Origin of the sequence: Pseudarthrobacter sp. LT1 (genome assembly GCF_035621795.1) — a bacterium.
Lineage (GTDB): Bacteria > Actinomycetota > Actinomycetes > Actinomycetales > Micrococcaceae > Arthrobacter.
In genome coordinates, this window is the sequence record NZ_CP141830.1 from 20,823 (window position 1) to 46,173 (window position 25,351).

Consider the following 25,351-nt stretch of genomic DNA (forward strand, 5'->3'; position numbering starts at 1 on the left):
TCAGCCCTTCCTGGTCGGCTTCGGCGTCGGCGTCGGCGTTGCTGTCGGCGTGGGCGTTTCCGTGGGGGTTTCCGTGGGCGCCGGTGGTGGCGGCGGAGCCTTGGCCACCACGATGGTGATGGTCTTTCCCTGGTCGACGGCGGCGTTGACGGGGTCGCTCTGGTCCGTGACCCGGCCTGGCTCCACCTGTGAGTTTTCCGCCTCGACCACTGAAGCGACCAGGCCCCGTTCCTTCAGTGTGGCCTCGGCCTCTTCGCGGGTCATGCCGCGCAGTTCGGGGACAACCACCTTGCCGGTGGAGACGATGAGCTCCACGCTGGTGCCGACGCCGACGCTTTGCCCCGGTGCCGGGTTGGAGGTGATGACGATTCCGGCCGGGACAGTGGCACTGTTGGCGGTGGTGGTTGACGGAGCGCCAACCAGCCCCACCTGGCGGAGGATGTCCCGTGCTGCTGCCTCGGTCTTGCCGGGGAGGCTGTCCGGGATCTTCACCGAGCTGGGGCCGTCAGAGACGTTGAGGATTACCTCGGCCCCCGGATCCAGGGAACCGCCCGCCGCCGGATCCGTCCCGATGGCGGTCCCCTTGGGCACCGTGTCGTTTGCCGACCTGGCGATCCTGGGGCGAAGGCCCGCGTTGTACAGTTCCTGGAGTGCAGCGGTTTCCGTCATGGACGCCACCGATGGGATTGCTACCTTTGGCGGAGCGGGAGCTGGCCGGTTCACCGTTTGGTACAGCCACAGCCCGCCGCCCGCAAGAATCAGCAGGGTGAAGATCACCAGGGTGGCGATCCAGGCACGACGGCGGGACTTCTGGCGGGTGGACCGCTCGCCTTCGGGAGCGAGGCCAAGCGGGAGCGGACCGGCCCCGAAGGCATCCGCACCATACCCATCCGGCCCGTGCCCATCCGAATCGTGCCCATCCGCCAGCTCCAGGGGAACCGCGGATCCGCCGTCGTCACCGAACAGGCTGGTGGCAGCCAACCGCCCGGTGGGCGCGTCATCAAGGAAGCCTGCCCCCGCTGCGGCGAACGCCTCGGTGGGCGGCGCCGCCTGGGGTACGTGGTCATTCGGATCGGTGGGTGCCTCAGACGCCGGCACAGCCGGGACGGCCACTCCGGCCTTTGCAGCGCGCAGGGCACGCCGGAAGGCTGCCGCATCCTGGAAGCGGTCTGCGCGGTTCTTCTGCAGGGCCTTGGCGAGGACGGTGTCCAGTGCCGGTGACACCTCGGGGTTGAGGCTGCTGGCCGGCTCCGGGATTTCGCGGACGTGCTGGTAGGCCACGGAAACCGGGCTGTCCCCGACGAACGGCGGCCGCGAGGTCAGCATTTCGTAGAGCAGGCACGCGGCGGAATAGAGATCGCTGCGGGCGTCGACGGTTTCGCCCCGGGCCTGTTCCGGCGAGAGATACTGGGCCGTTCCCACCACTGCCTGGGTCTGCGTCATGGTGGCGGAGGAATCGGCGATGGCCCGCGCAATGCCGAAGTCCATCACCTTCACGGAGTTGGTGCCCGGGCAGTACATCACGTTGGCAGGCTTGATGTCCCGGTGCACAATGCCGGCCTTGTGGCTGTATTCGAGGGCTCCCAGGACGCCCAGGCAATAATCGATTGCCTGGCTGATAGTGACCTCGTTGGCGCGGATCAATTCGCGCAGGGTCCTGCCCTCCACGTATTCCATGACGATGTACGGCACCCGCACGTCCTCGGCGGAACCGTCGTGGACCACGTGTTCCCCGGTGTCGAAAATCGCCACGATGGAGGGGTGGTTGAGGGCGGCCACCGCCTGCGCTTCACGTTTGAACCGTGCCTGGAACTGCGGATCCCGGGCCATGTCGGGCCGGAGCAGCTTGACGGCGACTGTCCTGCCCAGGCGGGTATCGGTGCCCTTGTAGACGTCCGCCATGCCGCCGCGGCCAATGAGGTTACCCAGCTCGTAGCGCCCGTTCAGGACACGCCGGTTGTCCACCGGCAGGCTGTCCTCCCGGTGCAACGGTGTGCGTGGTGACTCATTCACTGGTGGTGGTCCCGAGGCTTAAGGTGCGCAGGTCGGGGGCGTTCCCGCCGTTTGACCGGCCGCACAGGTTGCCAGGGGCGAGATGGGCGTTGGTCCCGCTACCGGGGACGAGGACGTGGGGGCAGGGCTTGGCGCCGCCGTGGTGGGCGCGGGGCTGGGAGCCGTGGCGTAGATGACGGTAATGAGCGAACCCTTGGGCACTGTCCCGGTGGGGTTGAGCTCCAGTACAGTACCGGGCGTCTCGGTGCTGCTCTCCTGCGGAAGGACGGTCACCTGGAGTCCCAGGCCTGCCAGCGCGGACTGGACCTGGCGGTAGTCCTTGCCGAGGTACGCGGCCGGTATTACGTTGACCGTGGCCTGGGTGGGCTGCGTGGTGGGTGTGGGCGTCGGCGTGCTGCGCGTCTGCGTGGGCGTGGCCGAGGCGCTGGTCCGCGTGGGCGTTGCGGACGACGGCGGTGCGCTGCTGGCGGTGGCGGTGGAGCTGGGGGTGACGGCCGGCGAGAAGAGCCCCACCTGGTTCAGGAGGAAGCCCACCAGGGCGAAGAGGAGCAGCAGGATCAGGGCCACCAAGGGCCAGGTCCACGGACTGCGTCCCTTGCGCCGGGGCTCATCGGAGGGCGCGTCGTCGTACGTTTCCTCCTCCTGGTCCCAGTTCCGCTCGGCAGCCAATGCGTTGGCGCGGGCCAGCGGTCCCGGCGCACGCTCCCCGCCATCGGCTGATGCGCCGTGGGCGCTGGCAGCCATACCGGCGGCAGCGCCGGCCGCGGCCGCGCCCATCACCGGGAGCGCGGATGTGGCGGTGGGGGCGGAGTCACGCTGCGTGCCGATGACGCCCGTGGGGGCCGTGGCCGTGTCCACGGGTGCGGTGATGGGGCCGGTTTCGGCGTCGAAAAGAAGCATGCCGGGCACCGCGGCACGGGCCGCTCCCACATCCCCGTTGCGGATGGCTTCCGCAGCTTCGGCGAGCTTGATGGCATTCGCCGGCCGGTCCTTGGGATCCTTGGCCAGCATCGACATCAGGAGCGCGCGGACCGGCGTGGGCAGGCTCTCCGGAAGGGGCGGCGGGGCGTCGTTCACCTGGGCCAGGGCAATGGCGATCTGCGATTCGCCGGAGAACGGGCGGTGGCCGCTAAGGCACTCGTATCCGATGACGCCCAGTGAGTAGATGTCCGACGAACCGGTGGCGGTCTGGCCCGTCGCCTGTTCGGGTGCCAGGTACTGGGCGGTTCCCATGACCTGCCCGGTCTGGGTGAGGGGCACCTGGTCGGCGAGGCGGGCGATGCCGAAGTCGGTGACCTTGACCCGGCCGTCAGGGGTGATCAGGAGGTTGCCGGGCTTGACGTCGCGGTGGACAAGGCCCTGGGCATGCGCAACGGCCAACGCGCGGGCGGTCTGCGCGATGATCGACAGCGTACGGTCCGGCGACAGCACCTGCTCGTGTTCGATGATGCTGCTCAGCGGCTGGCCCGGGACCAGTTCCATGACCAGGTAGGCTGAGCCCTCTTCTTCGCCGTAGTCGAAGACGTTGGCGATCCCCACGTGGTTCAGGAGGGCAGTGTGGCGGGCCTCGGCGCGGAAGCGCTGGAGGAATCCCGGGTCGCCGGTGTACTCCTCCTTCAGCACCTTGATGGCGACGATGCGGCCCAGGACGAGGTCTTTGGCCTTCCAGACTTCCCCCATGCCGCCGATCGCAATCCGCGTGGTCAGCTGGAATCTGCCGCCGAGGGTGATTCCCGTTGTAGGCCTCACTTATTCAACACCGCCTCAAAAATCTTCTTCGCGTTAGGACTGGTCAGCTTTGCTCCCGCGTAGATGTCTACGCCTTCCATGACGATCGTGACGCTGACCTTGGGATTGTCAGCGGGGGCGAACCCGGTGAACCACGAGTTGTTGGTTCCGTTGCCGAGTTCGGCGGTGCCGGTCTTGCCCGCGACCTGCACGCCGGGCACCGCAGCACCCTTGGCGATACCGTCCGTCACCACGCTGGTCATCCATTCGGTGATTTGCTTAGCGATCTCCGGGCTGGTGGATGTCCTGAGCTGGGCCGGCTGCGGCTCATCTATGACCCGCAGGTCCGGGGACCGCAGCGTTTTGACCAGGCTGGGCGCCATCTGGACGCCGCCGTTCGCGATGGCGTTCGTCATCATGTTCACCTGCAGCGGCGTCACCCGGACATCTTTCTGGCCGATGGCGGACTGGGCCAGGCCCGGCGCGTCCAGCTTGTCAGGGAAGCCGTTCCCCGTTGCGTGGCCAAGCTTCAGCTGGTTCCCGACGTCCTCGCCGAACCCAAACTTCTTGTACTGGGCGGCGATGGCGTCGCGGCCAAGGTCCAGGGCGATGCTGGCGAACGGGGTGTTGCAGGACTGCTGCAGGGCGAAGGCAAAACCGGCGGTGTCCCTGGTGTAGCAGTTGCCGCCGGCGTAGTTGGGAAGCTTGTACTGGATGCCATCGAAAGGCATCTCTGCCGGGTTGGGCAGGACGCTGTCCTTGTTGTACTTCCCCGACGCCAGGGCCGCGGCTGTGTCCACCAGTTTGAAGACCGATCCCGGGGCGAGGAGCTCGCCGGTGGGGCCGCTGACGTTCTGGTTCAGGTTGATGCCGGGGACCTTCACCAGTTCGTTCATGTTCGCGCTTTCGGCGGCGGCATCCTGCGTGGCGGCGAGGTTCGGGTTGTAGGACGGCTTGGATGCCATGGCCAGGATGGCACCGGTCTTGGGGTTGGTGACCACGATCGAGCCGCGCTGGCCGTCCGGGATCAGGCTGTAGGCAAGCTGCTGGATCTGGGGGTCGATGGTCAGTTCCACCGAGGCGCCCTTGGGCTGGTTGCCCAGGAAGAGCTGGCCCACCCGGTCCAGGAAGAGCTGGTCCGAGTTGCCTGCCAGTTCGGCGCCCATGGCCTGTTCAAGGCCCGTGGCCCCGTAGTTCTTCGAGAAGTAGCCGGTGATCCCGGCATACAGCTCCGGCTGGGCGTAGGTGCGCTGGAACTTGCAGGTCTCCGAGCCGGTCTCCACCGACTCGGCCACGGGAGTGCCGCCAACGATGATGGCGCCGCGGTCATTGCAGTAGTTCTGGAGAATGGCGCGCTGGTTCAGCGGATTGGTCTTGAGATCGTCGGCGCCCACCACCTGCACAAAGCTGATGGCGCCGAAGAGCAGCGCAAACATGGCCACTGCGGCTACCCATGAGTGTCGGATTGCCTGGTTCACGCCTGCTTCACCGCCTCGGTTGGAGTGTCAATGCCGGTTGCCGCCGCCACGCCTGCGGGCGGGAGCGGAGTGGTATCCACGGGTCCGCGGGCGGCGTGCGAAATCATCAGGAGCAGTCCCACGATGATCCAGTTGGCCAGGAGGGACGATCCGCCGGCCGCGAGGAAGGGGGTGGTGAGCCCGGTCAACGGAATGAGCCGGGTGACGCCGCCGATGACCACGAAGCACTGGAGGGCGACCGCGAAGGAAAGGCCGCAGGCGAGGAGTTTCCCGAACGCGTCCCGGGTGCCCAGGGCGGCGCGGAAGCCACGGGTGATGAACAGCAGGTACAGCAGGACCACTGCGAACAGGCCGATCAACCCCAGTTCCTCGCCCAGTGAGGCGATGATCATGTCGCTGTTGGCGAAAGGGACAAGGTCCGGACGCCCCTGGCCAAGGCCGGTTCCCACCAGGCCGCCGTTGGCCATGCCGAACAGGCCTTCGATGACCTGCCGGCTGCCGTTCTCATAGACGTCGGGGGAGAAGGCGTTGAGCCAGCCGTAGACGCGCTGCTGGACGTGGGCGAACACCTGGGCCGCCACGAAGCCGCCGCCAATGATCAGGGCCAGCCCGATCACCACCCAGCTGATCCGGCTGGTGGCCACGTAGATCATGACGATGAACAGGCCGAAGAACAACAGGGAGGAGCCCAGGTCGCGCTGGAAGATGAGCACGCCGATGCTGACCAGCCAGGCGGTGATCATGGGGCCCATGTCCTTAAACCGCGGGAACTGCATGGGGCCGATCTTGCGGCCGGCGAGCAGAATGAGGTCGCGGTTGGAGGACAGATACCCGGCGAAGAATATGGCCAGCGTAATCTTGGCGACTTCGCCGGGCTGGAACGTCATGGGACCGACCCTGATCCACACCCTCGCGCCCAGGATTTCGCCGGCGCTGATCCCCGGGACAAGCGGCAGGATCAGCAGCAGGGCCGAGGCTGCCAGCGAAATAAAGGTGAACCGGCGCAGGATGCGGTGGTCCTTGAGGAAGAAGACCACGGCGATGGCCACCGCCATGGCGATGAGGGTCCACCGGAGCTGGTTGTTGCCGGTGTCCTCGCCAGGCGCGTCAAGTCGATGGATCATTGCCAGACCCAGGCCGTTCAGGGCAACAACAATGGGAAGTATTACTGGATCGGCATATTTAGCACGGAACCGCAGGACGCCGTGGAACACCAGGGCGGCCACCGCCAGCAGGCTCGACTGGAACCAGAAATCGGAGTCGAAGGCCTTTTCCTGGTCCACGCCCACCATCATGTTGGCGCCGATGCCTACGGCAAGGGCCAGCAGCAGCAACGCAAGTTCCACGTTGCGGCGAGGCTTGGGCATGGTGCTTACCTGGCTCATTTGGCCGCCTCGCAGGTGATGGTGGGAGTAGGTGAGGGTGACGGTGCAGACGGCGCCGGGGCAGGAGCGGACGCATCCGGTGCCGGTGGCGGCGCCGCTGCACTGGCAGGGGGCGCACTGCTGGAGGGTGCCGGGGCACTGGCGGACGCGGAAGGCTTGGGGCACTCTTCCTCGGGCGAAGTTGTCCCGGTGAGCTCCAGGTTCTTGACGATCCGCTGGGCGTCGTAGAGGTCATTGGCGGGAACCGTCTGGCGCACGCGCTGCTGCGAGAACGGCGGGAGGGAGTCCATCCGGATATCCGTCACTGCTTCGAGGGAGGAAAGCTGGATGGGACCCAGCCTCTGCGACACCCCGTTGTAGATGGCCACCCGGGAGTCGAACTCACCCACGTAGTAGCGGGTCTGCGTCCACGCGTAACCAAGCCAAAGGCCAACGGCCACCACAACCAGCACGGCGGCCGCGATGGACCAGGTCAACCAGCGGCGGGGACGCAGTGGCGGCAGGGTGTCTTCCCCGTCAGCCGGTTCCGCCTTGTGCGTGAGGAGCGTTGCTGCCCGACGGGCCACGGTACGGCCCGCGACGGTGGGGATGGAACCGGACTCTGCGGCAGCAGCGGCGGCGCCCACCAGCTCATGCGGGCGGGAGGCAAGTTCTTCGCGCAGGACCTCAGCGGAGAGGTGTTCCCCAAGGTGGGGGTCGGTGCCGCCGGAGTCAGCCGGGTTGGCGTCGCCGTCCCTGGCGTCGGCGCCGCCTGCCGATTCCTTGGCAGGCCCGGAGCCCGGCCTGGCAGCTCCGGATTCCGAACCGGCTGCCTCCTGGCCATCGGGCGGGGCGGCGGCAGCAGCCTGGGCCGCCGGGGAAGCATCCGCCGCGGCAGCGGGCCTGCTGCCCTGCACCGGGGGGACAATTTCGACGGCGGCCGTGCTGACGTCGTCGGGCGTTTCCTCCACGATGTCCACCATGACCACGGTGACGTTGTCCGGGGAACCGGCCTCGAGGGTCAGCTCAACAAGGGTTTCGGCGCACTCATGCAGGTTGTGGGTTTCGCGGACAGTCCGCTCCACGGCATGCGCGGCTACGTAGTTCAGGCCATCCGAGCACAGCAGCCAGCGGTCCCCGGGCCGGGCATCCAGGGTGTCCAGGTCCAGCTCCGGGCTGGCGTCAACGTCACCCAGGACGCGCATGAGGACGTTCTTGTGCGGGTGCGTTTCCGCTTCCTCAGGCCGCAGCCGGCCTTCGTCGATGAGCCGCTGGACGAAAGTGTGGTCCACGCTGACCTGCTTGAACTCGCCATCGCGGAGCCGGTAGGCGCGTGAGTCGCCGATGTGGGCGAAATGCAGTTTGCCATCCGCCAGCAGGAGCGCGGTGACGGTGGTGCCCATACCCGCGAGCTTGGGGTTGATGTGCACCAGTTCAGAGAGCAGGGAGTTGGCAGTTTGGATCTCGTCGGCCAAAACGGTCCCGGCGTCCTCGCCGTGGTCCGCGCTGTCCAGGTGGATCATGTCCAGGACGGTCGCGGCTGAGGCAACATCGCCGCCCGCGTGGCCGCCCATGCCATCCGCGACCACTGCGAGGTGGCGGCCGGCGTAGGCGGAATCGTCGTTCTTGGAACGGATCCGGCCGACGTCCGACCGCGCGGCGAAGCGCATGATGAGGGGCCGCTGAGCCGGACTCGAGCCGGTTGCGGGGTTTTCAGCCTCGGCCACAGTTACGGCCTCAATTCAATGACCGTCTTGCCGATTCTCACGGGTACCCCTGGCTCGACAGGCAGGGCACGGGTAAGTTGCTGGTCTCCCAGGTAGGTTCCGTTGGTGGAACCAAGATCTTCGATGAACCAGCGGCTGCCCTGCGGGAAGAGCCTGGCGTGGCGGCCGGAGGCGTAATCGTCCTCAAGGACCAAGGTGGCTTCCTGGGCGCGTCCCAGCAGGATGGGGCTGGCAGCCAGGGGCAGGGTCCGGCCCTTGAGCGGACCCTCGAGCACCACCAGTTGCCGGGCCTGCTGCTTAACAGGCTGTGGCGGCGCTTCAGCCAGTTCCGGGTTGCGCCGGAGCTGCCGGGCCGTGGGCGCGCCGGCGGCAGCCTTGCGGCCCAGCATCAGGTCCCGGCGCATGGCGGAGACGATGCTGAAGATCAGGACCCAGAGGAGCAGCAGGAAGCCGAACCGCAGCGCGGTGATGGTGAGGTCGCTCATGCGTGGCCACCCTGGTTGGCAGGAAGCAGGCGGAAGATGATCTTTGTCCGTCCCATCGTGATGGTGGAGCCGTCTGTGAGTTCGGTGCTTCCGGAGACCTTCTGGCCGTTGACGTAGCTGCCATTGGTGGATCCCAGGTCCACGGCGCTGGTGACACCGTTGGCCGTGCGGATCTCCAGGTGGCGCCGGGAAACGCCCGTATCTTCGATGTGGATATCTGCCTCTGAGGACCGGCCCAGGACGATGGACGGGGCGTTGAGCGAATAGCGCTGGCCGTCAATGTCCAGCACCGGCTGGAGCCTGACAGGCTGCCGGCTCGGGGCCGCGGGAACGTTGGGCTGGGGCTTCGGCTGGGCGGCTCCGGATCCCTGGGACTTTTCGGTGGAGGAAGCTATTTCGAAATCGCCGGCGCGAAGTTCGGAGTCGCGCCGGAACGAAATGCGGACGGGGCCCTGGAGGGTGTAGCCCTGGCTGCGGACGTGGTTGATGACCACGTCGCAGAGCTCTTCGGCCAGCGGCGTGCCCCATTCCTGCGCGCGGCCAAAGTCATCGTCACTGAGCTGGACGTCGAAAACGTTGGGTACCAGCGTGCGCCCGGCAGCCACCGTAAGGGCTTTGTGGTCCACCTCGCGGCGGAGCCGGCTGGCGATCTCAACGGGCTCAACCTGTGCTTTGGAACCGGTGGAGAAGACACCGCGGACGGCCTTTTCAATGCCACGTTCAACCTTGTCCAGCAGACCCATGGTTCTTCTCCTTTCCCCCCGGCTCCGGGGCAGTAGTTGTTGCTGGCCAGCACCTGCAGGGCAGTCCACCGATGTGCGGTGATGCCCGCGGGCAGTGGCCACTCCTACATCCGATACTAATGGCCAGCCCTGCGAATGACCTTAATCCACAACGGCCGGGCGCCGGCAAAAGTTCGGATGCTTGACTGCTCCGGCCTGTTGCGGCGGGGAATGACGGACGCGGCCGATTGCCCGGTGATCCCTGCTTTTGCGCGGTTTTTTGCCTGGTGTGGAGGTATGCGGGGGCGTGGACGGGGGCCAATTGGTAATTTGCGGCATCTGTCCGTTATGCTTGATCTCGCTGCTTTTACGAGGCGCGGAACGGGAAACCGGCCCCGCTGAGTGGAAGAAGTTGCGCGCGAGTGGCGGAACGGCAGACGCGCTGGCTTCAGGTGCCAGTGTCCGAAAGGGCGTGGGGGTTCAAATCCCCCCTCGCGCACGCAAATGGAAGAGCCCCGGTCTTGGACCGGGGCTCTTTTGCGTTTCGCGCATGGATCGGCGGTTCTGAAGGATTGCACCCGCGCACGGACTTTGCACCCGCGCGTTCCAGGGTGGTTCGTCCGGTGGCGGGTGCGTTGAGCGCCTGTCCGGCACCGCAAACTGACGGGGCTCTAGCTGGACGGGCGCGCCGAAGCCTTGAACCGGCGTCGTGAGTTGGCCAGATGGCTGCGCATGGCTGCCGCCGCGGCAGCCTCGTCACGGTCGGCGATCGCCTCCAGGATGGACCGGTGCTCCTGGACCACCTGGTCAAAATGGTCCCGGGCGTAATGCTCGACGCCGGTCATCAGGCGGGTGCGGGGCATGGCAATCATGGTCTGGCCCAGGGCCGCCAGGCAATCCGAGTAATAGGGGTTGCCGGATGCTGCAGCCACGGCCCGGTGGAACTCAAAGTCCGATTTCATGGCATTGGCAGGATGGCCGGCGCTTCCGTTGAAGGCGTCCAGTGCCGTACCGACGGCGCGCAGTTGCCGGTCCGTGTGGTTCCGGGCGGCCAGGGCCGCAGCCTCCGTCTCCACGCCCATGCGGAAGGCCAGCAGGTGCAGCCGGTCCTCTGTCGTGGCCACGGGGCGGGCTCCGGGCACTGCCAGCGGCCCCTCCGCGGGGGGAGTAAGGGCGAAGCTGCCGCGGCCGCGCTCGGTTTCGACGAGGCCCTCCGCCTGCAGCCGGGTGAGGGCGGCCCGGACCACAGTGCGGCTGACGCCGAAGTCGCTGATGAGCGTGTTCTCGCTGGGCAGCTTTTCGCCCGGCTGGATCACGCCGTCCACGATGCGGTTGCGGAGGTCAGCGGCAAGGTCCGCGGTGAGGTTCCGGCTCATGGCTCAAGGGTACGGGTTCGGGGTTACGCGCCGAACTCCACGCTCTCGGTGGTCCAGGCGCGTGCCTGGTCGCTTAGTGTGACGCCCAGGCCGGGGCGGTCCGGGACGATCATCCGGCCGTCCTTGGTTTCCAGGCGCTCGTTGAACAAGGGGTCCAGCCAGTCGAAGTGCTCCACCCAGGGCTCGCGCGGGTATGCGGCAGCGAGGTGGAGATGGATCTCCATGGCGAAATGCGGGGCAAGTCCCAGTCCGCGCTCGTCCGCAAGGGCGGCGAGGCGGAGGAACTGGGTAATGCCGCCGACGCGCGGGGCATCCGGCTGGATGATGTCGCAGCCGTTCGCGGCAATGAGGCCCTTGTGCTCCGCCACGGAGGCAAGCATTTCGCCGGTCGCAATAGGGGTGTCCAGGACCTGGGCCAGGTGGGCGTGGCCTTCGAAGTCGTAGGCGTCCAGCGGCTCTTCAATCCAGATAAGGTCGAATTCCTCGAGGCGGCGGCCCATGCGCAGGGCAGTGGCGCGGTCCCACTGCTGGTTGGCGTCCACCATGAGCGGAACGTCAGGGCCGAGGTGGTCTCGGATTCCGGCAACGCGGCGCAGGTCTTCCTTGCTGTCCGGCAGTCCCACCTTGATCTTGATGCCGCCGATGCCCTCCTCGATCGACTGGGTGGCGCGTGCCTTTACTTCCTCCAGCGTGGCATTCAGGAAGCCGCCGGAGGTGTTGTAGGTCCGCACGGAGTCGCGGTAGGAGCCAAGGAATTTGGCCAGCGGAAGTCCGGCGCGCTTCGCCTTGAGGTCGTACAAAGCGATGTCGACGGCGGCGAGGGCCTGGGTGGCGACGCCGGACCGTCCCACGGACGCGCCTGCCCAGAGGAGCTTGGTGTAGATCCTGGCGATGTCGTTGGGGTCCTCACCGATGAGGCCTTCGGCAACTTCTTTGGCATGGGCATACTGGGCCGGTCCGCCGGCGCGCTTGGAATAACTGAAGCCGATTCCGGAGTGGCCGAGTTCGGTGGTGATCTCCGCGAACAGGAACACCACCTCGGTCATGGGCTTCTGCCGGCCGGTGAAGACCTTGGCGTCACTGATGGGAACGGCGAGGGGAAGCCTGGCGGTGGACAGCTTAACGTGCCGGATGAGATCGACGGTGCTCATTTATTCTCCTTGGGCGGGACGGGGCTCCTTCGCCCACCTTTTTAGGATATAAGTTACCTACTTGTATTACAAGAAGGTGGGGCTGTTCGTGCGATGCACCACTAACGGTGCGCAGCCGGAATAGCTGCAGGCCAGGAGGCTGTTGATGCAGGCATGAAGGCGATCACTTACAGCGAATATGGCAGCCCTGACGTCCTTGAGCTCACTGAGCAGCCAATGCCGAAAGTGGGACCCGGCATGGTCCTGGTCAAGGTCAAAGCGGCTTCGGTGAACCCTGTGGACTGGAAGATCATGGCCGGTTACCTGGATGCTGCGATGGACGTGCAGTTCCCGGTGGTCCCGGGATGGGATGTGGCGGGCGTGGTGGAATCCGTGGGAATTGATTCCCGGCAGTTCCAGCCCGGGGATGAAGTCATCTCCTATGGCCGGAAGGATTATGTCCACAGCGGCAGCTTCGCCGAATACATTGCCCTTCCTGAACGGCTCCTGGCCCGAAAGCCCGCCTCCCTCGAATGGAACGAATCGGCAGGGCTACCGTTGGCGGGATTGACTGCCTACCAGGTCTTGAACCGTCTTGGCCTCGCGTCCGGCGAGACCGTGCTGATCCACGGCGGAGCCGGCGGCGTGGGATCCCTGGGTATCCAGATCGCTGTGGCCCTGGGTGCCCATGTCATTGCGACGGCGTCGGAAAAGAACCACGATTTCCTCCGGTCCCTGGGCGCGGATCCCATCACCTACGGCGACGGCCTTGCCGACCGGGTCAGGTCGCTCCGTCCGGACGGGGTTGAGGTGGTTGCCGATTTTGTCGGCGGCAATCTCGGGGCCACCCTCGCGGTGCTTGCCGACGGTGGCAGGCATGCCTCCATCGCCGACAGCGACGTCGAGGAACATGGTGGAACCTGGATGTGGGTAAGCCCCGTGGGCGCCCAGCTCCAGGAGCTTGCCGACCTGGTGGACGACAGGAAGATGCGCGTGGAGGTTGCCGAGGTATTCCCGCTGGACCAGGCCGCAGACGCATTCCGGCTCAACATGGCCGGGCATACCCGCGGCAAGATTGTTGTGGCAGTGGACCAAACCCCCTGACGCCCGGGGCAGCCGCTAGGTCCTGATGGCCCCGAACCCGGCAATCAGGGCCTCGAGCCCCAGTTGGAAGGCGGTGTCGGCCGGGCGGCCACGTTCCTGCCCGGCCGGCTTGTCCTGCCCCTGGGCCGAACTCTGCACGGCCGCCGTGAAATGGGGCGTGGACCCGGCCATGGAGCCGGAATCGAAGATGTCCTCCGGTGCCGTGACGTCGTACGCAGAGCCGAAAATAAAGGACTCCAGTGCCACGATGGCGGGGACAATGCGCTCCCGGGGGAACCCGGCGTCGGAAAACCCCTTGCTGACGGTTTCATACATGGCAAGGGTCTGCGGGGCGTCCGTCACCGGCAGGACTGCGATGACGGGAATGAGCGGGGTATGTTCGGCGAAGACATCCCGGTAGCTCCACGCCCAGGTGCGGACGGCGTCTTCCCAGCTGCCGTCCCCGAAGCCTGAGACGTCCACCAGCGACATCAGATGGTCCTCCACCAGGAGCAGTACGTCCTGTTTTGATGCCACATGGTTGTAAAGGGCGGAAGGTGCCACGTCGAGCAACTTGGCCAGCGCTGCCATGGTCAGGCCGTCGTAACCTTTGCGGCTTACCAGTTCCAGGGCGGCTGCGGTGATCCCCGCCTTGTCCAGCACTGCAGCCGACGGCCGGCCTGCCCGCCTCCTTTGTGCGCCGCCATTGCTGGCGGAGCGCCCCTGTGCGGCTGATACTGCCGGCATTGCTGCCCTTTCGTCGGTGTCCCCTGCATTATTCCATCCAGCACTTCCGCTCCCGGCAGGCACCGGCTATAGTTCTAGCTAAATGAATGATATTCATTTAGTGGTCCCCGTCACCAAGGGCCGCAGAGAGGACATCATGCTGAACCTGAACCGCGACGTCGTGGTCGTTGGAGCCGGGCCGTCCGGACTCACCGCCGCCCGTGAACTGAAGAAAGCCGGCCTCACCGTCGCCGTGCTCGAGGCCCGCGACCGGGTGGGCGGCCGCACCTGGACCGACACCGTGGATGGCGCCATGCTCGAAATCGGCGGCCAGTGGGTCTCTCCGGACCAAACCGCCCTCCTGGAACTGCTCCAGGAACTGGGCCTGGAGACCTACCCGCGCTACCGCGAAGGGGAGTCCATCTACATCGGCGCCGACGGCTCACCCGTGCGCTACACCGGGGACACCTTCCCGGTGAACCCGGACACCGCCGTCGAAATGGACCGCCTGGTGGCGCTGCTGGACGGACTCGCCGCAGAGATTGGACCAACCGAACCCTGGGCACACGCCAAAGCGCGCGAACTGGACACCATCTCCTTCCATCACTGGCTGCGGCAGAACTCAGCCAACGAGGAAGCCTGCAGGAACATCGGCCTGTTCATCGCCGGCGGCATGCTCACTAAACCCGCGCACTCCTTCTCCGCCCTGCAGGCCGTCCTGATGGCCGCCTCCGCCGGATCCTTCACCCACCTGACGGACGAGGACTTCATCCTGGACCGCCGCGTCGTGGGAGGAATGCAGCAGGTCTCGCTGCTGCAGGCACAGGAACTGGGGGAAGACGTGGTCCTTGGCTCCCCGGTACGCACCATCAACTGGGAGCCGGATGCCGACGGCGGCCACCGCGTCACCGTTGAATCCGACCGGGCCACAGTGAACGCCCGGTTCGTCATCATGGCCGTTCCGCCCAACCTGTACTCCCGTGTCTCCTTCAACCCGCCGCTGCCGCGCCGCCAGCACCAGATGCACCAGCACCAGTCCCTGGGCCTGGTCATCAAGGTGCACGCCGTCTACAGCACCCCGTTCTGGCGGGACAGGGGACTCTCCGGGACCTGTTTCGGTGCCGACGCCCTGGTGCAGGAGGTCTACGACAACACCAACCACGGCGACGCCCGCGGCACGCTGGTGGGCTTCGTCTCCGATGAGAAGGCCGACGCCGTTTTCGAGTTGAGTGCCGAAGAGCGCAGGAAGGCGATCCTTGACTCGATCGCCGGTTACCTGGGTGCGGAAGCCCTGGCGCCGGAGGTCTACTACGAGTCCGATTGGGGCTCCGAGGAGTGGACCCGCGGCGCCTACGCTTCCAGTTACGACCTGGGCGGACTGCACCGCTACGGGAAGGACCAGCACGCGCCCGTGGGGCCCATCTACTGGTCATCCTCCGACCTCGCCGCCGAGGGCTACCAGCACGTGGACGGCGCCATCCGGATGGGCCGCATCACCGCTGCCCGCATCGCCGAGGTCGCGAAGGTGCCGGTAACCGCCGGCTGGTAAATAAGCATGCTTACTAATAGGCTGGCGGCGGGGAGCGTCCCCGACTTTCGACGAACGAGGTGAGGCATGACTGACGCCCAGAGCATCAGCAAGGTTACAGACATCATCAACGATTCCAAGATCGGGATGGTCACCACCATCAACGAAGAAGGCGCCCTCGTCAGCCGGCCGCTGGCCGTCCAGGAAGTGAAGGACGACGGCGACATGTGGTTCTTCACGGGCCTTGGCACGTCCCAGGTTGCGCATGTCCGGGCTGATTCGCGCGTCAACGTCGCCTTTGGCAAGAGCACTGAATGGGTGTCCGTGGCCGGAACCGCCGAGGTGGTCACGGACCGGGCCAAGATCCATGAACTGTGGAACCAGGCGGTTGAAGCCTGGTTCCCCGACGGCCCGGATACTCCCGAGGTGTGCCTGCTGCGCATCGATTCGGACTCTGCCGAGTACTGGACCAGCCCGGGCGGCACGGCCGCCACGGTTCTGCAGTGGGTGAAGTCAAAGGTCACCAACAGCCGGATGAGCGTCGGCGAAAGCGGCACTGTGGAGCTGTAGCGCGGGCTGTTGACAAGGGGCGGGGCGGCTACTGCTGCTCCGCCCCTTTCAATGTCTCCAGGACTGCAGGCAGCAGCACGTCATTGCGGCCCCACACAGGATCCAGGATTTCCACATACCAGGAATCCGCGAGCAGGAGGGCCAGTGCATCGTTGGTCTCCCCGGCCCAATCCTGGATCTGGGCCTCCTCCACGGGGTTCTCGCTGGAGCCGAGCACCGTGGCGATCTCTGCTCCGGCCAGGGTGACGGGAATGGCGGCGCTGCTTGCCTCACCGGGAGCGTGGGCTACCGTCACCAGCTCGGTCCGGGTGGAAAGTGCCAGCAGGCCGCGCGCGGTTTCCGCGCTGCAGAAGCCAGTGATGTACTGCCGCTGCGCCGCCCCATCGGCCAGGATGCCCGGCTGGGACTCCTTGGTGAACAGTCCGCTGCGGTTCAACTCCGCCAACTCCGCGGCCAGTGGTTCCGTCTCGGCGTCGAACGCTGCAGCGAAATGGCCCGGCTGGTACGAACTTCCGCCTTCCAGCCACCGTGCCGTCAGCTCGCCGGCCGCCTCCAGCGTGGTGGCCTGCCGCCAGACTCCGCGGTCCTCCAGCAGCCGGCCGTACTCGTCATGGACAGGCAGTTCCTCAGGCTTCATCTTGGGATGCTATCGCCGGGCCTCCGCGCCGATCCAACCCCTTCGACACAGCCGTTAACCTCAGCCGGCCTGCTTCACCACCGGCATGGCCGCCGGAATTCCCGCCGCCCGTTCCGCTGCTGCGAGCGATGCAGCCAGGCTTCCGACGGCGTCCGGGTAGCCCTTGTGCGTGGCCGTCCGCAGCTGGTCAGCGGTCCGCATGGCCTTGATCAGCGCGGACGTTTCCGGCAGCCGCACGTCGGTCAATGCCGGGTAGTCGATGCTGCAGCCAGGATCCAGTTCGTAGCGCCGCCAGCGAAGCATGAGCTCGTCGTGCTGTATCCGCGCGGCCTGATGGGCGGTGAGCTGTTCCCGGTGTTCACGCCGGGCGGCGCGCCACGCCAGGAACTTCGGGCTGCCCCGGTAGGCCGCAAGGCCCGAAGCCGCAGCTGCCCCGGCGAGCACCAGCCCCGCCCAGGGCGAAACCAGGGCCGGGATCAGAAGGGCCGGAAGCGCCACGCAGGAACCAAGGAAGAGGTCCCAAAACAGCTGGTCCGGAGCCTCCGGAGCACCGCCTGCGGACGCCAGGGACCGTCGTCGTACAACGAAAACCGTGGCCGCGACGCTGGCAACCAACACGGGACCGCACAGCAGGACCACCCCCGCACCTTGAAGCAGTCCCTGGGTCAAGGACTCCGCCACGACTGACATCCTGCACCTCCCGCGCCCGTCATTCCCCACAAAGACTTGGCCCCGGCCGGAAAGCCCGGGCTGGTCCTTCCATTGGACCGTCTTCCGGGCACAGCGTCAATGGCTGCAAAATGCGGAGGCAGGCACTCCAAAGGGCGCCATGATGGGCGGTAGCGTGGGACCATGCGACTCAAAATGTGCAGCATCCACGTCCAGGACCCCGCAGCCGCCCACGCGTTCTACACCGGCACGCTCGGCTTTGACACGCTCATGGCCATGCCGGAGTACAACCTGTACATCATCAAGGATCCGGGGGCGGCCGACAGTTCGGTGGGGCTGCTCCTGGAACCCAGCGACAACCCGATCGGCGCCAGCTACATGAACGCCGTGCGTGAGGCCGGCCTCCCCGCCATCGTTTTCGGGGTAGCCGACGTCCAGGCAGAGTATGACCGCTTGTCGGCTGCCGGGGTCAGCTTCAAGACCCCGCCCACCACCGATTCATTCGGGACCAGCGCCGTGTTCGACGACGGCTGCGGCAACTACATCCAGATCCACCAGGACTGAGGGCCCGGGACGAACGGAGTGGCTGCGCCTGTTACGCCTGCGCGCGGTCCTTCTTGGCCTGCTTCTTCGCGGCCTCGTCCTTGACCCGCTGGGCTTCGGCGCGGACGGCAGCGTGCGTGGCGCGTTCGGTGACGAGCCACTGCGGGGGAGCCTGCAGCAGCGCGGTGATCTCCGCCGTCGTAAGCGCTTCCTCCACGCCGCCGCGTGCCAGGCCGCTGATGGACACGTTCAGCTTCTGGGCCACCACGGGGCGGGGGTGCGGCCCGTTGCGGCGGAGTTCGGCAAGCCATTCCGGCGGGTTGGCCTGGAGTTCGGCAAACTCCTCGCGGGTAATGGTTGAATCCTGGAACTCCTGCGGGGTGGCCGGCAGGTAGATGCCAAGTTTCTTGGCAACGGTGGCCGGCTTCATGGACTGGGAGTTTGCAGAGGTCATGCTTCAAGGGTATCCGGGCGGCGGGTACTGTGAAGACGTGCCCGCCGACGATACCCCCACGCCTGATGCCCAGCCCGCCCCTGACGAGGCGGCCCCGCGGGTGCTGCGCATCGCGTATGTGGCAGGGGTGACGCCGGGCAAGTGGATCCGCCGCTGGGAAGAGCGGATGCCGCATATTCCCCTTGAAGCATTCATGATCGACGACGACGCCCAGCGTGAAGTGCTGGATGACGGCAGAGCGCATATGGGCTTCGTCCGCCTTCCCATTGACCGGGAGGGCCTCAGCGTCATCCCCCTGTACGAGGAACAACCGGTGGTGGTTGCTCCGAAGGGCCACGAGATTTCCGTGTTCGAGGAAGTGGCGCTTGCCGACCTCGCCCAGGAATCCTTCCTCGATGCTGCTGCCCTGGGCGGACCCGAGGCGGCGCTCCAGGTGGTGGCCTCCGGGGCCGGGCTGCTGATCCTCCCGATGTCAGTGGCGCGCCACTTCAACGTCAAAGACACCGTGGCGCGCAGGCTCACCCGGGCTGAGGGGACCGAGATCGCCCTGGCCTGGCCCGCGGAGGCCACCGACGACGTCCTGGAGGAATTCATTGGCGTCGTGCGCGGCCGCACCGCGCAGAGCTCCCGGCAGCCCTCCGCCCAGCCGCAAAAGGTGAAGAAGGAACCCAAACCCGACCGCCGCGGCACCGGCACCAAGAAAGCGCCCAAGGTGGCCCAGCGCTATGCCCCCAACCCGGACAAGGGCCGCGGCAAGGGGTCGCGGAAGAAGGGCAAGCGCTAGCCCAGGGGCCTCCAGGTATTTGGTGGGTGGCCGGATAACAGAAAGCCGGCCCCGCATGATGCGGAACCGGCTTTGCTGCAGTCCGTTGCTGCCCGCGCGGACTAGGTGTTTTGGATGTTGTCTTTGGCGTCTGTGGCGCGGTCTTTGACGTCGGAGGCTGCGTATTGGCCTTCGGTTTTGACGTTTTGGGCGGCGTCGGTGGCGGTGGCCTTGACGTTTTCCATGGCTTCCTGGGCGGGTTCCTTGAGGTCCTGGGCCATGGTTTTGGCGGCTTCGGTGACCTGGGTTGCCAGGGGCTGGGCTGCGGTTTTGAGTTGGTCCGCGGCTTCGCGTTCTTTGTCGCTGGCCGGGATCAGGGAGGAGATCAGCATGCCGGCGCCGAACGCGATGAGCCCGGCGGCCAGGGGGTTGCCGGCGGTTTTGGCTTTGACCTGGTCCGGGGCGTGGGAGACGGCCTGGCCGGCGTCGGAGAGTTTCGCGGAGACGGTGTCCGAGGCCTGGTGCAGGCTGTCGCCGGCGGTGTTCATGGCGTTGGTGGTGTGCCCGGCGCCGGTGGCGGTGGTGTCGTGGACTTTGGTGGTGGCGGTGTCTGCTGCTCCCATGATTTTCTCCTTCACCCCGGTCACGGCGTCGCGGACCTTGTCTGTTTGGCGGTGGACGATGTTGGACGGGGTGACTTTGTCGGCCACGGCGTCCACGTTGGTGCCCAGGCGTGCCCGGGTGGCTTCTATGTCTGCGCGGATGACGTCAGGGTTGTCGCTCATCGGTTTACCTCACGTGGTTTTAGGGTTGGGGGAATTTCTGAGAGGGTTTCCCCGGTTTGGGGCAGGCCCTTGATCTGCTTGAGTTCCTTGCGGCCGATGGAGGCCAGGACGGCGGCGATGATGGCCCAGATCACGGCGACGATCAGCGCGGACCAGCCCAGGGGCATGATGGCGCCCAGGGCCCACATCAGGGCCAGGGAGAGGAAGAGCAGGACGAAGTGTCCGCCGATCCCGGCGCCGGCGAGCATGCCGGCGCCTTTGCCTGCGCGGGAGGTGGATTGTTTGAGTTCGGCTTTGGCCAGTTCCACTTCCTGGCGCATCAGGGTGGACAGGTCACGGGTTACGTCCCCGAGCAGGTCACCGAGTGAGGCGTTGTCCGCTTTCACATGCGCCGCGCTGGGCGGCGGCTCCGGAATCTGACTACTCATCACAGACCACCCGTGCCGTGACGGCCGGTGCCGGAGGTGCCTTCGCTGCCGAACGGTTCGTCGTCGTTGTAGACGCCGTTTTCGGCCCGGTAGGGGTCGTCATCAAACCGAAGCGGGGTCTCCTCGGCGGTACCCGAGGGCAGGGTGCTGGTGGAAACCGGGGCCCCGCTGCCTATCGTTGGCTCTGCGAAGAGGTCATCAGTTCCGGCTGCGTACACGGTCTCCGGGTGCAGGGGCGCTACGGGCGGTGACTGCACGGCGCGGTGCTGGCCCAAGCCCTGCTGGCCGGAAGCCCGGACCTGTGCCTGTGATTCGGGGGCGCCTGCGGTGAGGCCGCGGGTGAGGCGTCCGGCGAGGACGCCGGCGCCGGCGGCGAGGAGCAGGAATGTTCCGGGCCGGTTGCGGGCGAACCGCTGGACCTCGTTCAGGAGATCACCCGGCTCCCGGTTTTCCAGCCAGGTAGCCATCGAGGAAGTGCGCTCTGCCGCCTGACGGACCAGGTCGCCGGCCATGCCCTGCTGGTCCGGGGCGCTGGCCATGCTGTGCAGCTGGGAGGAGATGTTGCGGATGCCTTCCGCGGCCTTCTGCTGCTGGGTGCCTGCCTGGCTGGTGAGGCCGGACTTTGCCTGGTGCAACAGGTCCTGCGCATTGGCCTTCGCCTCATGCGCCACGTTCGCGGCTTCTTCCTTCGCCGTCTGGGCTACTCCCTGGGCAGCGGATGCGGCCTGACCGGCAACGTTGGACGCCTCCGCCTTGGCTGCCTGGGTCTTGGAGGTGTCACCCGAAGTAGTGGGGTAGGAGGCCTGCCGGGGAGCTGCCTCCGTTGCGCCATACGGATCGGCGATGGCCGGATCGTTGGCGGTATGGGGGGTCTGGGGCCATTGGTTCTCTGTCATCTTCGCTCTCTTTCAGAAAGGGTTAGCTGGCGATCAAGAACCAGCATGCTGGCGAGTTAGTAAGCAGGGTTACTAATTAGATACTAAGCACACTTCCCATTTGGATTGCAAGGGGCAGTGCTGCAGTTTCGAAGTCGCGGGGCGCCTGGCGATAGGGTTGGGTGGCCGCTGGATAGTAAGCCTACTTGCGAATATGTTGCTAAGCATGCTTATTGTAGTGGTGTAGCGACGCAGGGTGACCAGCACTTCGCCACCTACAGGAAGGCCGCGGCCGATGACCAGCAATCTCGATCCGGACGCCCGGAGCAGCTACCGCCTGATCACTTTGGCGGCCCGGCTCATCCAGCGGCGCCAGGACGATGCACTGGCCCCCCTTGGCCTCACCCGTGCCGCAGTTATTGCACTGGAAGGCCTGACGGGGGGCCCACTGAACCAGGAACAGCTTGCCGATGCAATAAGGGTCCAGAGCCAGACACTGGGCCGGGTCCTTACCCGGCTTGAGGGGACGGGGCTCATCACCAGGACCCGGCACGCCTCGGACCGCCGGCAGTTGAAAGTGGAGCTGACGGACGCCGGTGTTGCCGCCGTCGAGGCGGCGCGCCAAGCGGAGGTCAACGCCTATCCGGACGATCCGGACATCGGCTGGAAGGAACTCCGGGAGGAACTCACCAAGTTCGTCCGTGCCGTCCCACTCCACCGCGATAGCGGCGTCGTTCCGTTTGCTCCGCCGGAACACCGGGCCGGGCACCGGCCCCAGACCGGGCGGGCAGCCGGAATGCGTGGCTGGGAACAGCCACACCAAAACTGACAGGGCCGGCAGGGAGCCGGAGGCGGTTCCTCAGGAAGCGGAGGCGGCGCGTTAGTACCGGCACCGCCTTTTCCTACTCCTTGTCCTCTTCCTCCTCCAGCAGGCCCCGTTGCGCAAGGTCTGCGGCATCGGATGCCTCCGGCGGCAACGGATCCGTGGCCGATGGAACGTCGGCCGGGGCGTAGTCAGCCAGCCCCGCGGCAACCCGTTCCTGCTCGACTGCCCTTTGGTAATCGTCGTCGTCAATTTCTTCGGGCATCTTGCCATGCCCAGTGCGCGTGGGGTTGGGCAGCGCATCCTCTTCCGGAACCATGACGCTGTCCAGCGCCTTATCCGGGTTCTCATCTGCAGTGTTCATGGTGCACCTTCCAATCGCTGGTTTCCGGGCGGACAGGCAGCAGGGCTTACGACGACGGGACGTCCGGTCCCGAGGACCAGCGCAGAAGTGCCGCGATATGCACGCCCTTCGGCAGGACCGGTCCCGGAACCAGGAGAACCCGTGCGTCGGTAAGGGCGGCCGCGCGAAGCAGCGCCGCAGGGGCCGGCACTTCTCCCAGGATGCCGGCAGTCAGGGCTTCTTCCCTGGCTGTGGCAACCCACGGTTCCGCATCCAGGGCCAGCAGGGTCCGTCCGGACAAGGCGGCATCATCAAAGATCAGGACGTCCGCCTGCGCCTGCTGGAGTGCATGCACAACCGCTCCGATGCCGTGCGCTGCCTCCGGATTGGCCTGGCCCTCCTGGACGGCCAGCCTGTCCATGACGGCCTGCTGCTCCTCCGCCCACAGTTCAGCAACGTGCTGGTTGACGTGGTCCTCCAGGTTGGCGCTGCCAGCCCCGGCGGTATGGGTGTGGGACTCCACCTCCGACACCAATGCCCTGCCGGCTTCGGAGAGGTTGTCCTTGACCAGGCCCCGGGCACGGATGTCACCGGCGAGCACGATGAGCCGGGCGCCGCTGGCCCTGGCCACCCTGTCGACTTCGCCTGCCACTTCGTCGGCGTTACGGCGCCAGACGTCCTCGGTATGGTGCTGGAACCGCAGTTCGGACCAGCCCCCGCCATGGAACTTGTGCACGTGTTCGGATTCGCCTTCCACGTCCTGCACAATGGCGGGAACCCTGGCCCCCGCCCGGTACAGCCGGATTTCGCCGTGTTCCCGGCTTACCTCCGCCACCACGTAGGCAAGGTCTTCGGGCCGGTGCTTGACCAGCGGCAGCAGGTCCGGGACGGGCTCCACTGCGAGCCGCTCCGGCAGGACGGGATCGCCGGGAAGCACCTCATTGACTACGGCCTTCCCTGCGTGGACCAGGACGAAGCGTGCCACGGGGGAGGGAATCCCGGCGGCCGGCTGGAGGGCCTGTTCCATTGCCTCGATATCAGCGGAGGTTGCCCCCTGTGCTTCAAGCCGGGCGCGTGTATTTCCGGCCCTGACATCCCCGGCTTCAAGGGTGTCCACTGTTCCGGTTCCCGCGTCCACGTAGGCCGTGCACCAGGGGCCGGGAGTGCGGTAGAGACCGGCATATTTCTGCAGGTTCGTGGTCATTCTTCCTCCTCCCCGATGCGTGGGGCTGAGGTGGTTTTGCCGCGTTCTGCCATGACGATCTCCTTCGCGCGTGGCGTACTGCCACAGGCTTACTGGTTCGTCATTTCACCGTAGCAGCGGCGATCCGGGCGCTGAAGGGCCTTCCGGCCCCTTGCCGGTCAGCCGCTGCAGGCGTCCTGCAGGGCCCGGACGGAGTCTGCCGGCACCTGGTCCCCGGCCTCCGCAATCCGGCCCAACGGCGTCGTGATCTCTGCAGGAACCCCTGCCGTCCGCGCGGCCGAAACCAAGCCGGCCAGCGCCTGGCGGTCTTCAGCGCTGACCAGGCCGTCCTTGACCACTGCGCAGATTTGCCGGTTGACTTCCTGCGCGGCGGCCGAGGCCGCCCTGGAGGCGGCGTCGCTGGCCGCGGTGCCTGCGGCTTCCCCCACGGCGCCGCATCCCGTCAGCAGCAGGGCGGCGGCAAAGGCAGTGGCGGCGGCGGGGCGAAGTGTCATGCCTCCAGCGTACCGGCGGCTTCTACCGGCGTGCCGGCACCCCGAGGATGCTGTCCAGCAGGGCATTGCGGAACTTGCCCTCGGGGTCATGGCCGGCCGCAAAGGCACGGAAATCGGCGAAACGCGGGTACAACGCCTCCCAGTCATAACCCTCCGGCGTGAACAGCTTGCCCCAGTGCGGCCGGGCACCAAAGGGCCGCAGGGCTTCCTCAAGGACCGGGAGGAAGCCTTCCACCTCAGGCTGCAGCGGCTTCCACGTGAAGTGCAGCGCCGCGCTTTGCTGCCGGTAGAAGGGGCTGAGCCAGAACTCATCGGCGGCGCCGGTGCGGATCTCCGAGACGAACAGCAGGGGCGAGAGGTCCTCAGCCAGCGCACGGACTGCCTGGAGGGCGGCGGGGGCCTGCTCCAGGGGAAGGATGAACTCGCTCTGGAGTTCGTCTCCGTTGCTTGGGGTGAACTCGTGCCGGAAGTGCGGCAACCGGTCCAGCCACAGCCCGGGTTCGTCCAACTGGGCCGTGCAGTTCTCCGCTGACATGTCCGGGAGGGGGTGCCGGGGATGCAGCGCGGCGGTTGCCCCGAACAGGTTTGGAAGCGGCACCTCGCCGTCGAGCGCCTTGAGCCAGACCTGGTTGATGCTGCTGCCCGCGTAGTCCGTGAAGAGGCTCACGCTGTAGGCGCTGGACACGATGCCGGCGAATTCTCCCAGGGCGTTGTCCCACGGCAGGTCCTCCAGAACCCGCTGGCGCATCCTGAAGCTGGGCCGCACCGCCAGTTCCAGCCCGGTGACAATGCCCAGGGCCCCGATGCCCACCACGCTTGCAAGGAACTCATCGCCGTCATCCCTGGTCAGCGTGACCTGCTCTCCGGAGGCCCGGACCAGGTCGATGGACTCCACGGCACCGGCGAGGGACGGGTTGTTCACACCGGAGCCGTGCGTGCCGGTCTGGACCGCGCCTGCCACCGAGATGTGCGGCAGCGAGGCAAGGTTGTGGATGGCAAGGCCGGCCTCTTGGAGCGTCCGGCAGAGCGCCCCGTAACTCACGCCCCCGCTGACACGCACTGTTCCGCGGCCGGAATCCAGTTCCACCTGCTGGGGCAGGGCATCGAGCAGCACGTGCACGCCGTCGGTGTCCGCTACCCGGTTGAACGAGTGCCGCGACCCCAGGGCCTTGATCCGTGGCGAAGCGGCCACGATGGATGCCAATTCCGCTACGGATTCCGGCCGCCTGACATCCGTGGAGGAGTATTCGAGGTTTCCTGCCCAGTTCTTCATCGAGTGGCTTTCGCTTGGCATCGGTTTCCTCCCACTGTCAGCGCTAACAATCGAGGCTGTCAAGGCGCTTCCGCTGGGTGGGCGGGGATGTGGCGTGGTCGTGATCCGCCTGCCTCCAGCCGCCGCGGGC

Annotated in this window: 26 protein-coding genes and 1 tRNA gene; 7 read left to right on the forward strand and 20 right to left on the reverse strand. The window is 66.6% G+C overall.

Features of this window, described 5'->3' with window-relative positions:
- Genes pknB through VIK36_RS00145 form a run of 7 tightly spaced genes read right to left on the reverse strand, consistent with a single transcriptional unit; the run spans position 1 to position 9,538 of the window.
- Positions 1–2,013: a Stk1 family PASTA domain-containing Ser/Thr kinase gene (gene pknB, locus VIK36_RS00115; protein ID WP_324643636.1), complete on the reverse strand. Its 2,013-nt coding sequence runs from the start codon at positions 2,011–2,013 to the stop codon at positions 1–3.
- Between the two features lie 18 nt (positions 2,014–2,031).
- On the reverse strand, positions 2,032–3,762 hold the full coding sequence (locus tag VIK36_RS00120) for a serine/threonine-protein kinase (RefSeq protein WP_324643637.1): 1,731 nt from the start codon (positions 3,760–3,762) through the stop codon (positions 2,032–2,034).
- Positions 3,759–5,219: a peptidoglycan D,D-transpeptidase FtsI family protein gene (locus VIK36_RS00125; protein ID WP_255173848.1), complete on the reverse strand. Its 1,461-nt coding sequence runs from the start codon at positions 5,217–5,219 to the stop codon at positions 3,759–3,761. The genes VIK36_RS00120 and VIK36_RS00125 overlap by 4 nt, the downstream gene beginning before the upstream one ends.
- On the reverse strand, positions 5,216–6,604 hold the full coding sequence (locus tag VIK36_RS00130) for an FtsW/RodA/SpoVE family cell cycle protein (RefSeq protein ID WP_324643638.1): 1,389 nt from the start codon (positions 6,602–6,604) through the stop codon (positions 5,216–5,218). The genes VIK36_RS00125 and VIK36_RS00130 overlap by 4 nt, the downstream gene beginning before the upstream one ends.
- On the reverse strand, positions 6,601–8,310 hold the full coding sequence (locus tag VIK36_RS00135) for a PP2C family protein-serine/threonine phosphatase (protein ID WP_420716235.1): 1,710 nt from the start codon (positions 8,308–8,310) through the stop codon (positions 6,601–6,603). The genes VIK36_RS00130 and VIK36_RS00135 overlap by 4 nt, the downstream gene beginning before the upstream one ends.
- 2 nt (positions 8,311–8,312) lie before the next feature.
- A complete protein-coding gene (locus tag VIK36_RS00140; RefSeq protein ID WP_255173850.1) occupies positions 8,313–8,795 on the reverse strand; it encodes an FHA domain-containing protein FhaB/FipA in 483 nt (160 codons plus the stop codon).
- Positions 8,792–9,538: a DUF3662 and FHA domain-containing protein gene (locus tag VIK36_RS00145; protein WP_324643639.1), complete on the reverse strand. Its 747-nt coding sequence runs from the start codon at positions 9,536–9,538 to the stop codon at positions 8,792–8,794. The genes VIK36_RS00140 and VIK36_RS00145 overlap by 4 nt, the downstream gene beginning before the upstream one ends.
- Positions 9,539–9,933: 395 nt before the next feature.
- Between VIK36_RS00145 and VIK36_RS00150 the strand changes: the two genes are divergently transcribed.
- Positions 9,934–10,016, forward strand: a tRNA-Leu gene (locus tag VIK36_RS00150).
- 172 nt (positions 10,017–10,188) lie between these two features.
- On the opposite strand, the gene VIK36_RS00155 is transcribed toward VIK36_RS00150, so the two are convergent.
- Positions 10,189–10,893: a FadR/GntR family transcriptional regulator gene (locus tag VIK36_RS00155; protein WP_255173852.1), complete on the reverse strand. Its 705-nt coding sequence runs from the start codon at positions 10,891–10,893 to the stop codon at positions 10,189–10,191.
- 23 nt (positions 10,894–10,916) lie between these two features.
- Positions 10,917–12,044, reverse strand: coding sequence for an L-talarate/galactarate dehydratase (locus VIK36_RS00160; RefSeq protein WP_324643640.1), 1,128 nt, complete (start codon positions 12,042–12,044; stop codon positions 10,917–10,919).
- Positions 12,045–12,197: 153 nt separating this feature from the next.
- Here VIK36_RS00160 and VIK36_RS00165 point away from each other — a divergent pair, with 153 nt between their 5' ends.
- Positions 12,198–13,127 (forward strand): NADP-dependent oxidoreductase, encoded by a 930-nt coding sequence (locus VIK36_RS00165; protein ID WP_255173854.1) that lies wholly within the window; start codon positions 12,198–12,200, stop codon positions 13,125–13,127.
- 15 nt (positions 13,128–13,142) lie between these two features.
- Here the strand turns inward: VIK36_RS00165 and VIK36_RS00170 are convergent, their stop codons facing one another.
- Positions 13,143–13,853: a TetR/AcrR family transcriptional regulator gene (locus VIK36_RS00170; protein ID WP_324643641.1), complete on the reverse strand. Its 711-nt coding sequence runs from the start codon at positions 13,851–13,853 to the stop codon at positions 13,143–13,145.
- Positions 13,854–13,935: 82 nt separating this feature from the next.
- On the opposite strand from VIK36_RS00170, the gene VIK36_RS00175 reads away from it, so the two are divergent.
- Positions 13,936–15,381: an NAD(P)/FAD-dependent oxidoreductase gene (locus VIK36_RS00175; RefSeq protein WP_324643642.1), complete on the forward strand. Its 1,446-nt coding sequence runs from the start codon at positions 13,936–13,938 to the stop codon at positions 15,379–15,381.
- 66 nt (positions 15,382–15,447) lie between these two features.
- Complete coding sequence (locus tag VIK36_RS00180) at positions 15,448–15,930, forward strand: pyridoxamine 5'-phosphate oxidase family protein (RefSeq protein ID WP_324643643.1); 483 nt, start codon at positions 15,448–15,450, stop codon at positions 15,928–15,930.
- Between the two features lie 28 nt (positions 15,931–15,958).
- Here the strand turns inward: VIK36_RS00180 and VIK36_RS00185 are convergent, their stop codons facing one another.
- Both VIK36_RS00185 and VIK36_RS00190 read right to left on the reverse strand, forming a co-directional pair.
- A complete protein-coding gene (locus VIK36_RS00185; RefSeq protein WP_324643644.1) occupies positions 15,959–16,567 on the reverse strand; it encodes a DUF6919 domain-containing protein in 609 nt (202 codons plus the stop codon).
- A 60-nt stretch (positions 16,568–16,627) separates the two neighbouring features.
- Entirely contained in the window at positions 16,628–17,257 is a 630-nt protein-coding gene (locus VIK36_RS00190) for a hypothetical protein (RefSeq protein ID WP_324643645.1), read from the reverse strand.
- 162 nt (positions 17,258–17,419) lie between these two features.
- On the opposite strand from VIK36_RS00190, the gene VIK36_RS00195 reads away from it, so the two are divergent.
- Complete coding sequence (locus tag VIK36_RS00195; protein ID WP_255173859.1) at positions 17,420–17,800, forward strand: VOC family protein; 381 nt, start codon at positions 17,420–17,422, stop codon at positions 17,798–17,800.
- Positions 17,801–17,831: 31 nt separating this feature from the next.
- Here the strand turns inward: VIK36_RS00195 and VIK36_RS00200 are convergent, their stop codons facing one another.
- The gene (locus VIK36_RS00200; RefSeq protein WP_159629326.1) at positions 17,832–18,233 is read right to left on the reverse strand and encodes a DUF5997 family protein; all 402 of its coding nucleotides are present in this window, start codon (positions 18,231–18,233) and stop codon (positions 17,832–17,834) included.
- On the opposite strand from VIK36_RS00200, the gene VIK36_RS00205 reads away from it, so the two are divergent.
- Positions 18,196–19,017: a LysR substrate-binding domain-containing protein gene (locus VIK36_RS00205; protein ID WP_324643646.1), complete on the forward strand. Its 822-nt coding sequence runs from the start codon at positions 18,196–18,198 to the stop codon at positions 19,015–19,017. The genes VIK36_RS00200 and VIK36_RS00205 overlap by 38 nt on opposite strands.
- A gap of 101 nt (positions 19,018–19,118) precedes the next feature.
- Here VIK36_RS00205 and VIK36_RS00210 read toward each other — a convergent pair whose 3' ends face one another.
- The 3 genes from VIK36_RS00210 to VIK36_RS00220 are packed head-to-tail and all read right to left on the reverse strand — an operon-like array spanning position 19,119 to position 21,105.
- Positions 19,119–19,781, reverse strand: a complete 663-nt coding sequence (locus tag VIK36_RS00210; protein WP_324643647.1) for a DUF3618 domain-containing protein — start codon at positions 19,779–19,781, stop codon at positions 19,119–19,121.
- Positions 19,778–20,209, reverse strand: a complete 432-nt coding sequence (locus VIK36_RS00215; protein WP_324643648.1) for a phage holin family protein — start codon at positions 20,207–20,209, stop codon at positions 19,778–19,780. Before VIK36_RS00215 ends, VIK36_RS00210 begins: the two co-directional genes overlap by 4 nt.
- Positions 20,209–21,105, reverse strand: coding sequence for a hypothetical protein (locus VIK36_RS00220; protein WP_324643649.1), 897 nt, complete (start codon positions 21,103–21,105; stop codon positions 20,209–20,211). The genes VIK36_RS00215 and VIK36_RS00220 overlap by 1 nt, the downstream gene beginning before the upstream one ends.
- Positions 21,106–21,379: 274 nt before the next feature.
- On the opposite strand from VIK36_RS00220, the gene VIK36_RS00225 reads away from it, so the two are divergent.
- Positions 21,380–21,913 carry a MarR family winged helix-turn-helix transcriptional regulator gene (locus tag VIK36_RS00225; RefSeq protein ID WP_255173865.1) on the forward strand — a complete coding sequence of 178 codons (534 nt, stop codon included), beginning with the start codon at positions 21,380–21,382 and terminating at the stop codon, positions 21,911–21,913.
- A 73-nt stretch (positions 21,914–21,986) separates the two neighbouring features.
- Here the strand turns inward: VIK36_RS00225 and VIK36_RS00230 are convergent, their stop codons facing one another.
- The 4 genes from VIK36_RS00230 to VIK36_RS00245 all read right to left on the reverse strand — a co-directional run bounded on the left by VIK36_RS00230 (position 21,987) and on the right by VIK36_RS00245 (position 25,221).
- Positions 21,987–22,271, reverse strand: coding sequence for a hypothetical protein (locus VIK36_RS00230; RefSeq protein ID WP_324643650.1), 285 nt, complete (start codon positions 22,269–22,271; stop codon positions 21,987–21,989).
- A 46-nt stretch (positions 22,272–22,317) separates the two neighbouring features.
- Entirely contained in the window at positions 22,318–23,454 is a 1,137-nt protein-coding gene (locus VIK36_RS00235; RefSeq protein WP_324643651.1) for a Vms1/Ankzf1 family peptidyl-tRNA hydrolase, read from the reverse strand.
- A 158-nt stretch (positions 23,455–23,612) separates the two neighbouring features.
- Positions 23,613–23,948, reverse strand: coding sequence for a hypothetical protein (locus tag VIK36_RS00240; RefSeq protein WP_255173868.1), 336 nt, complete (start codon positions 23,946–23,948; stop codon positions 23,613–23,615).
- A 22-nt stretch (positions 23,949–23,970) separates the two neighbouring features.
- On the reverse strand, positions 23,971–25,221 hold the full coding sequence (locus VIK36_RS00245) for a D-arabinono-1,4-lactone oxidase (RefSeq protein ID WP_324645334.1): 1,251 nt from the start codon (positions 25,219–25,221) through the stop codon (positions 23,971–23,973).
- Between the last annotated feature and the right edge of the window lie 130 nt (positions 25,222–25,351).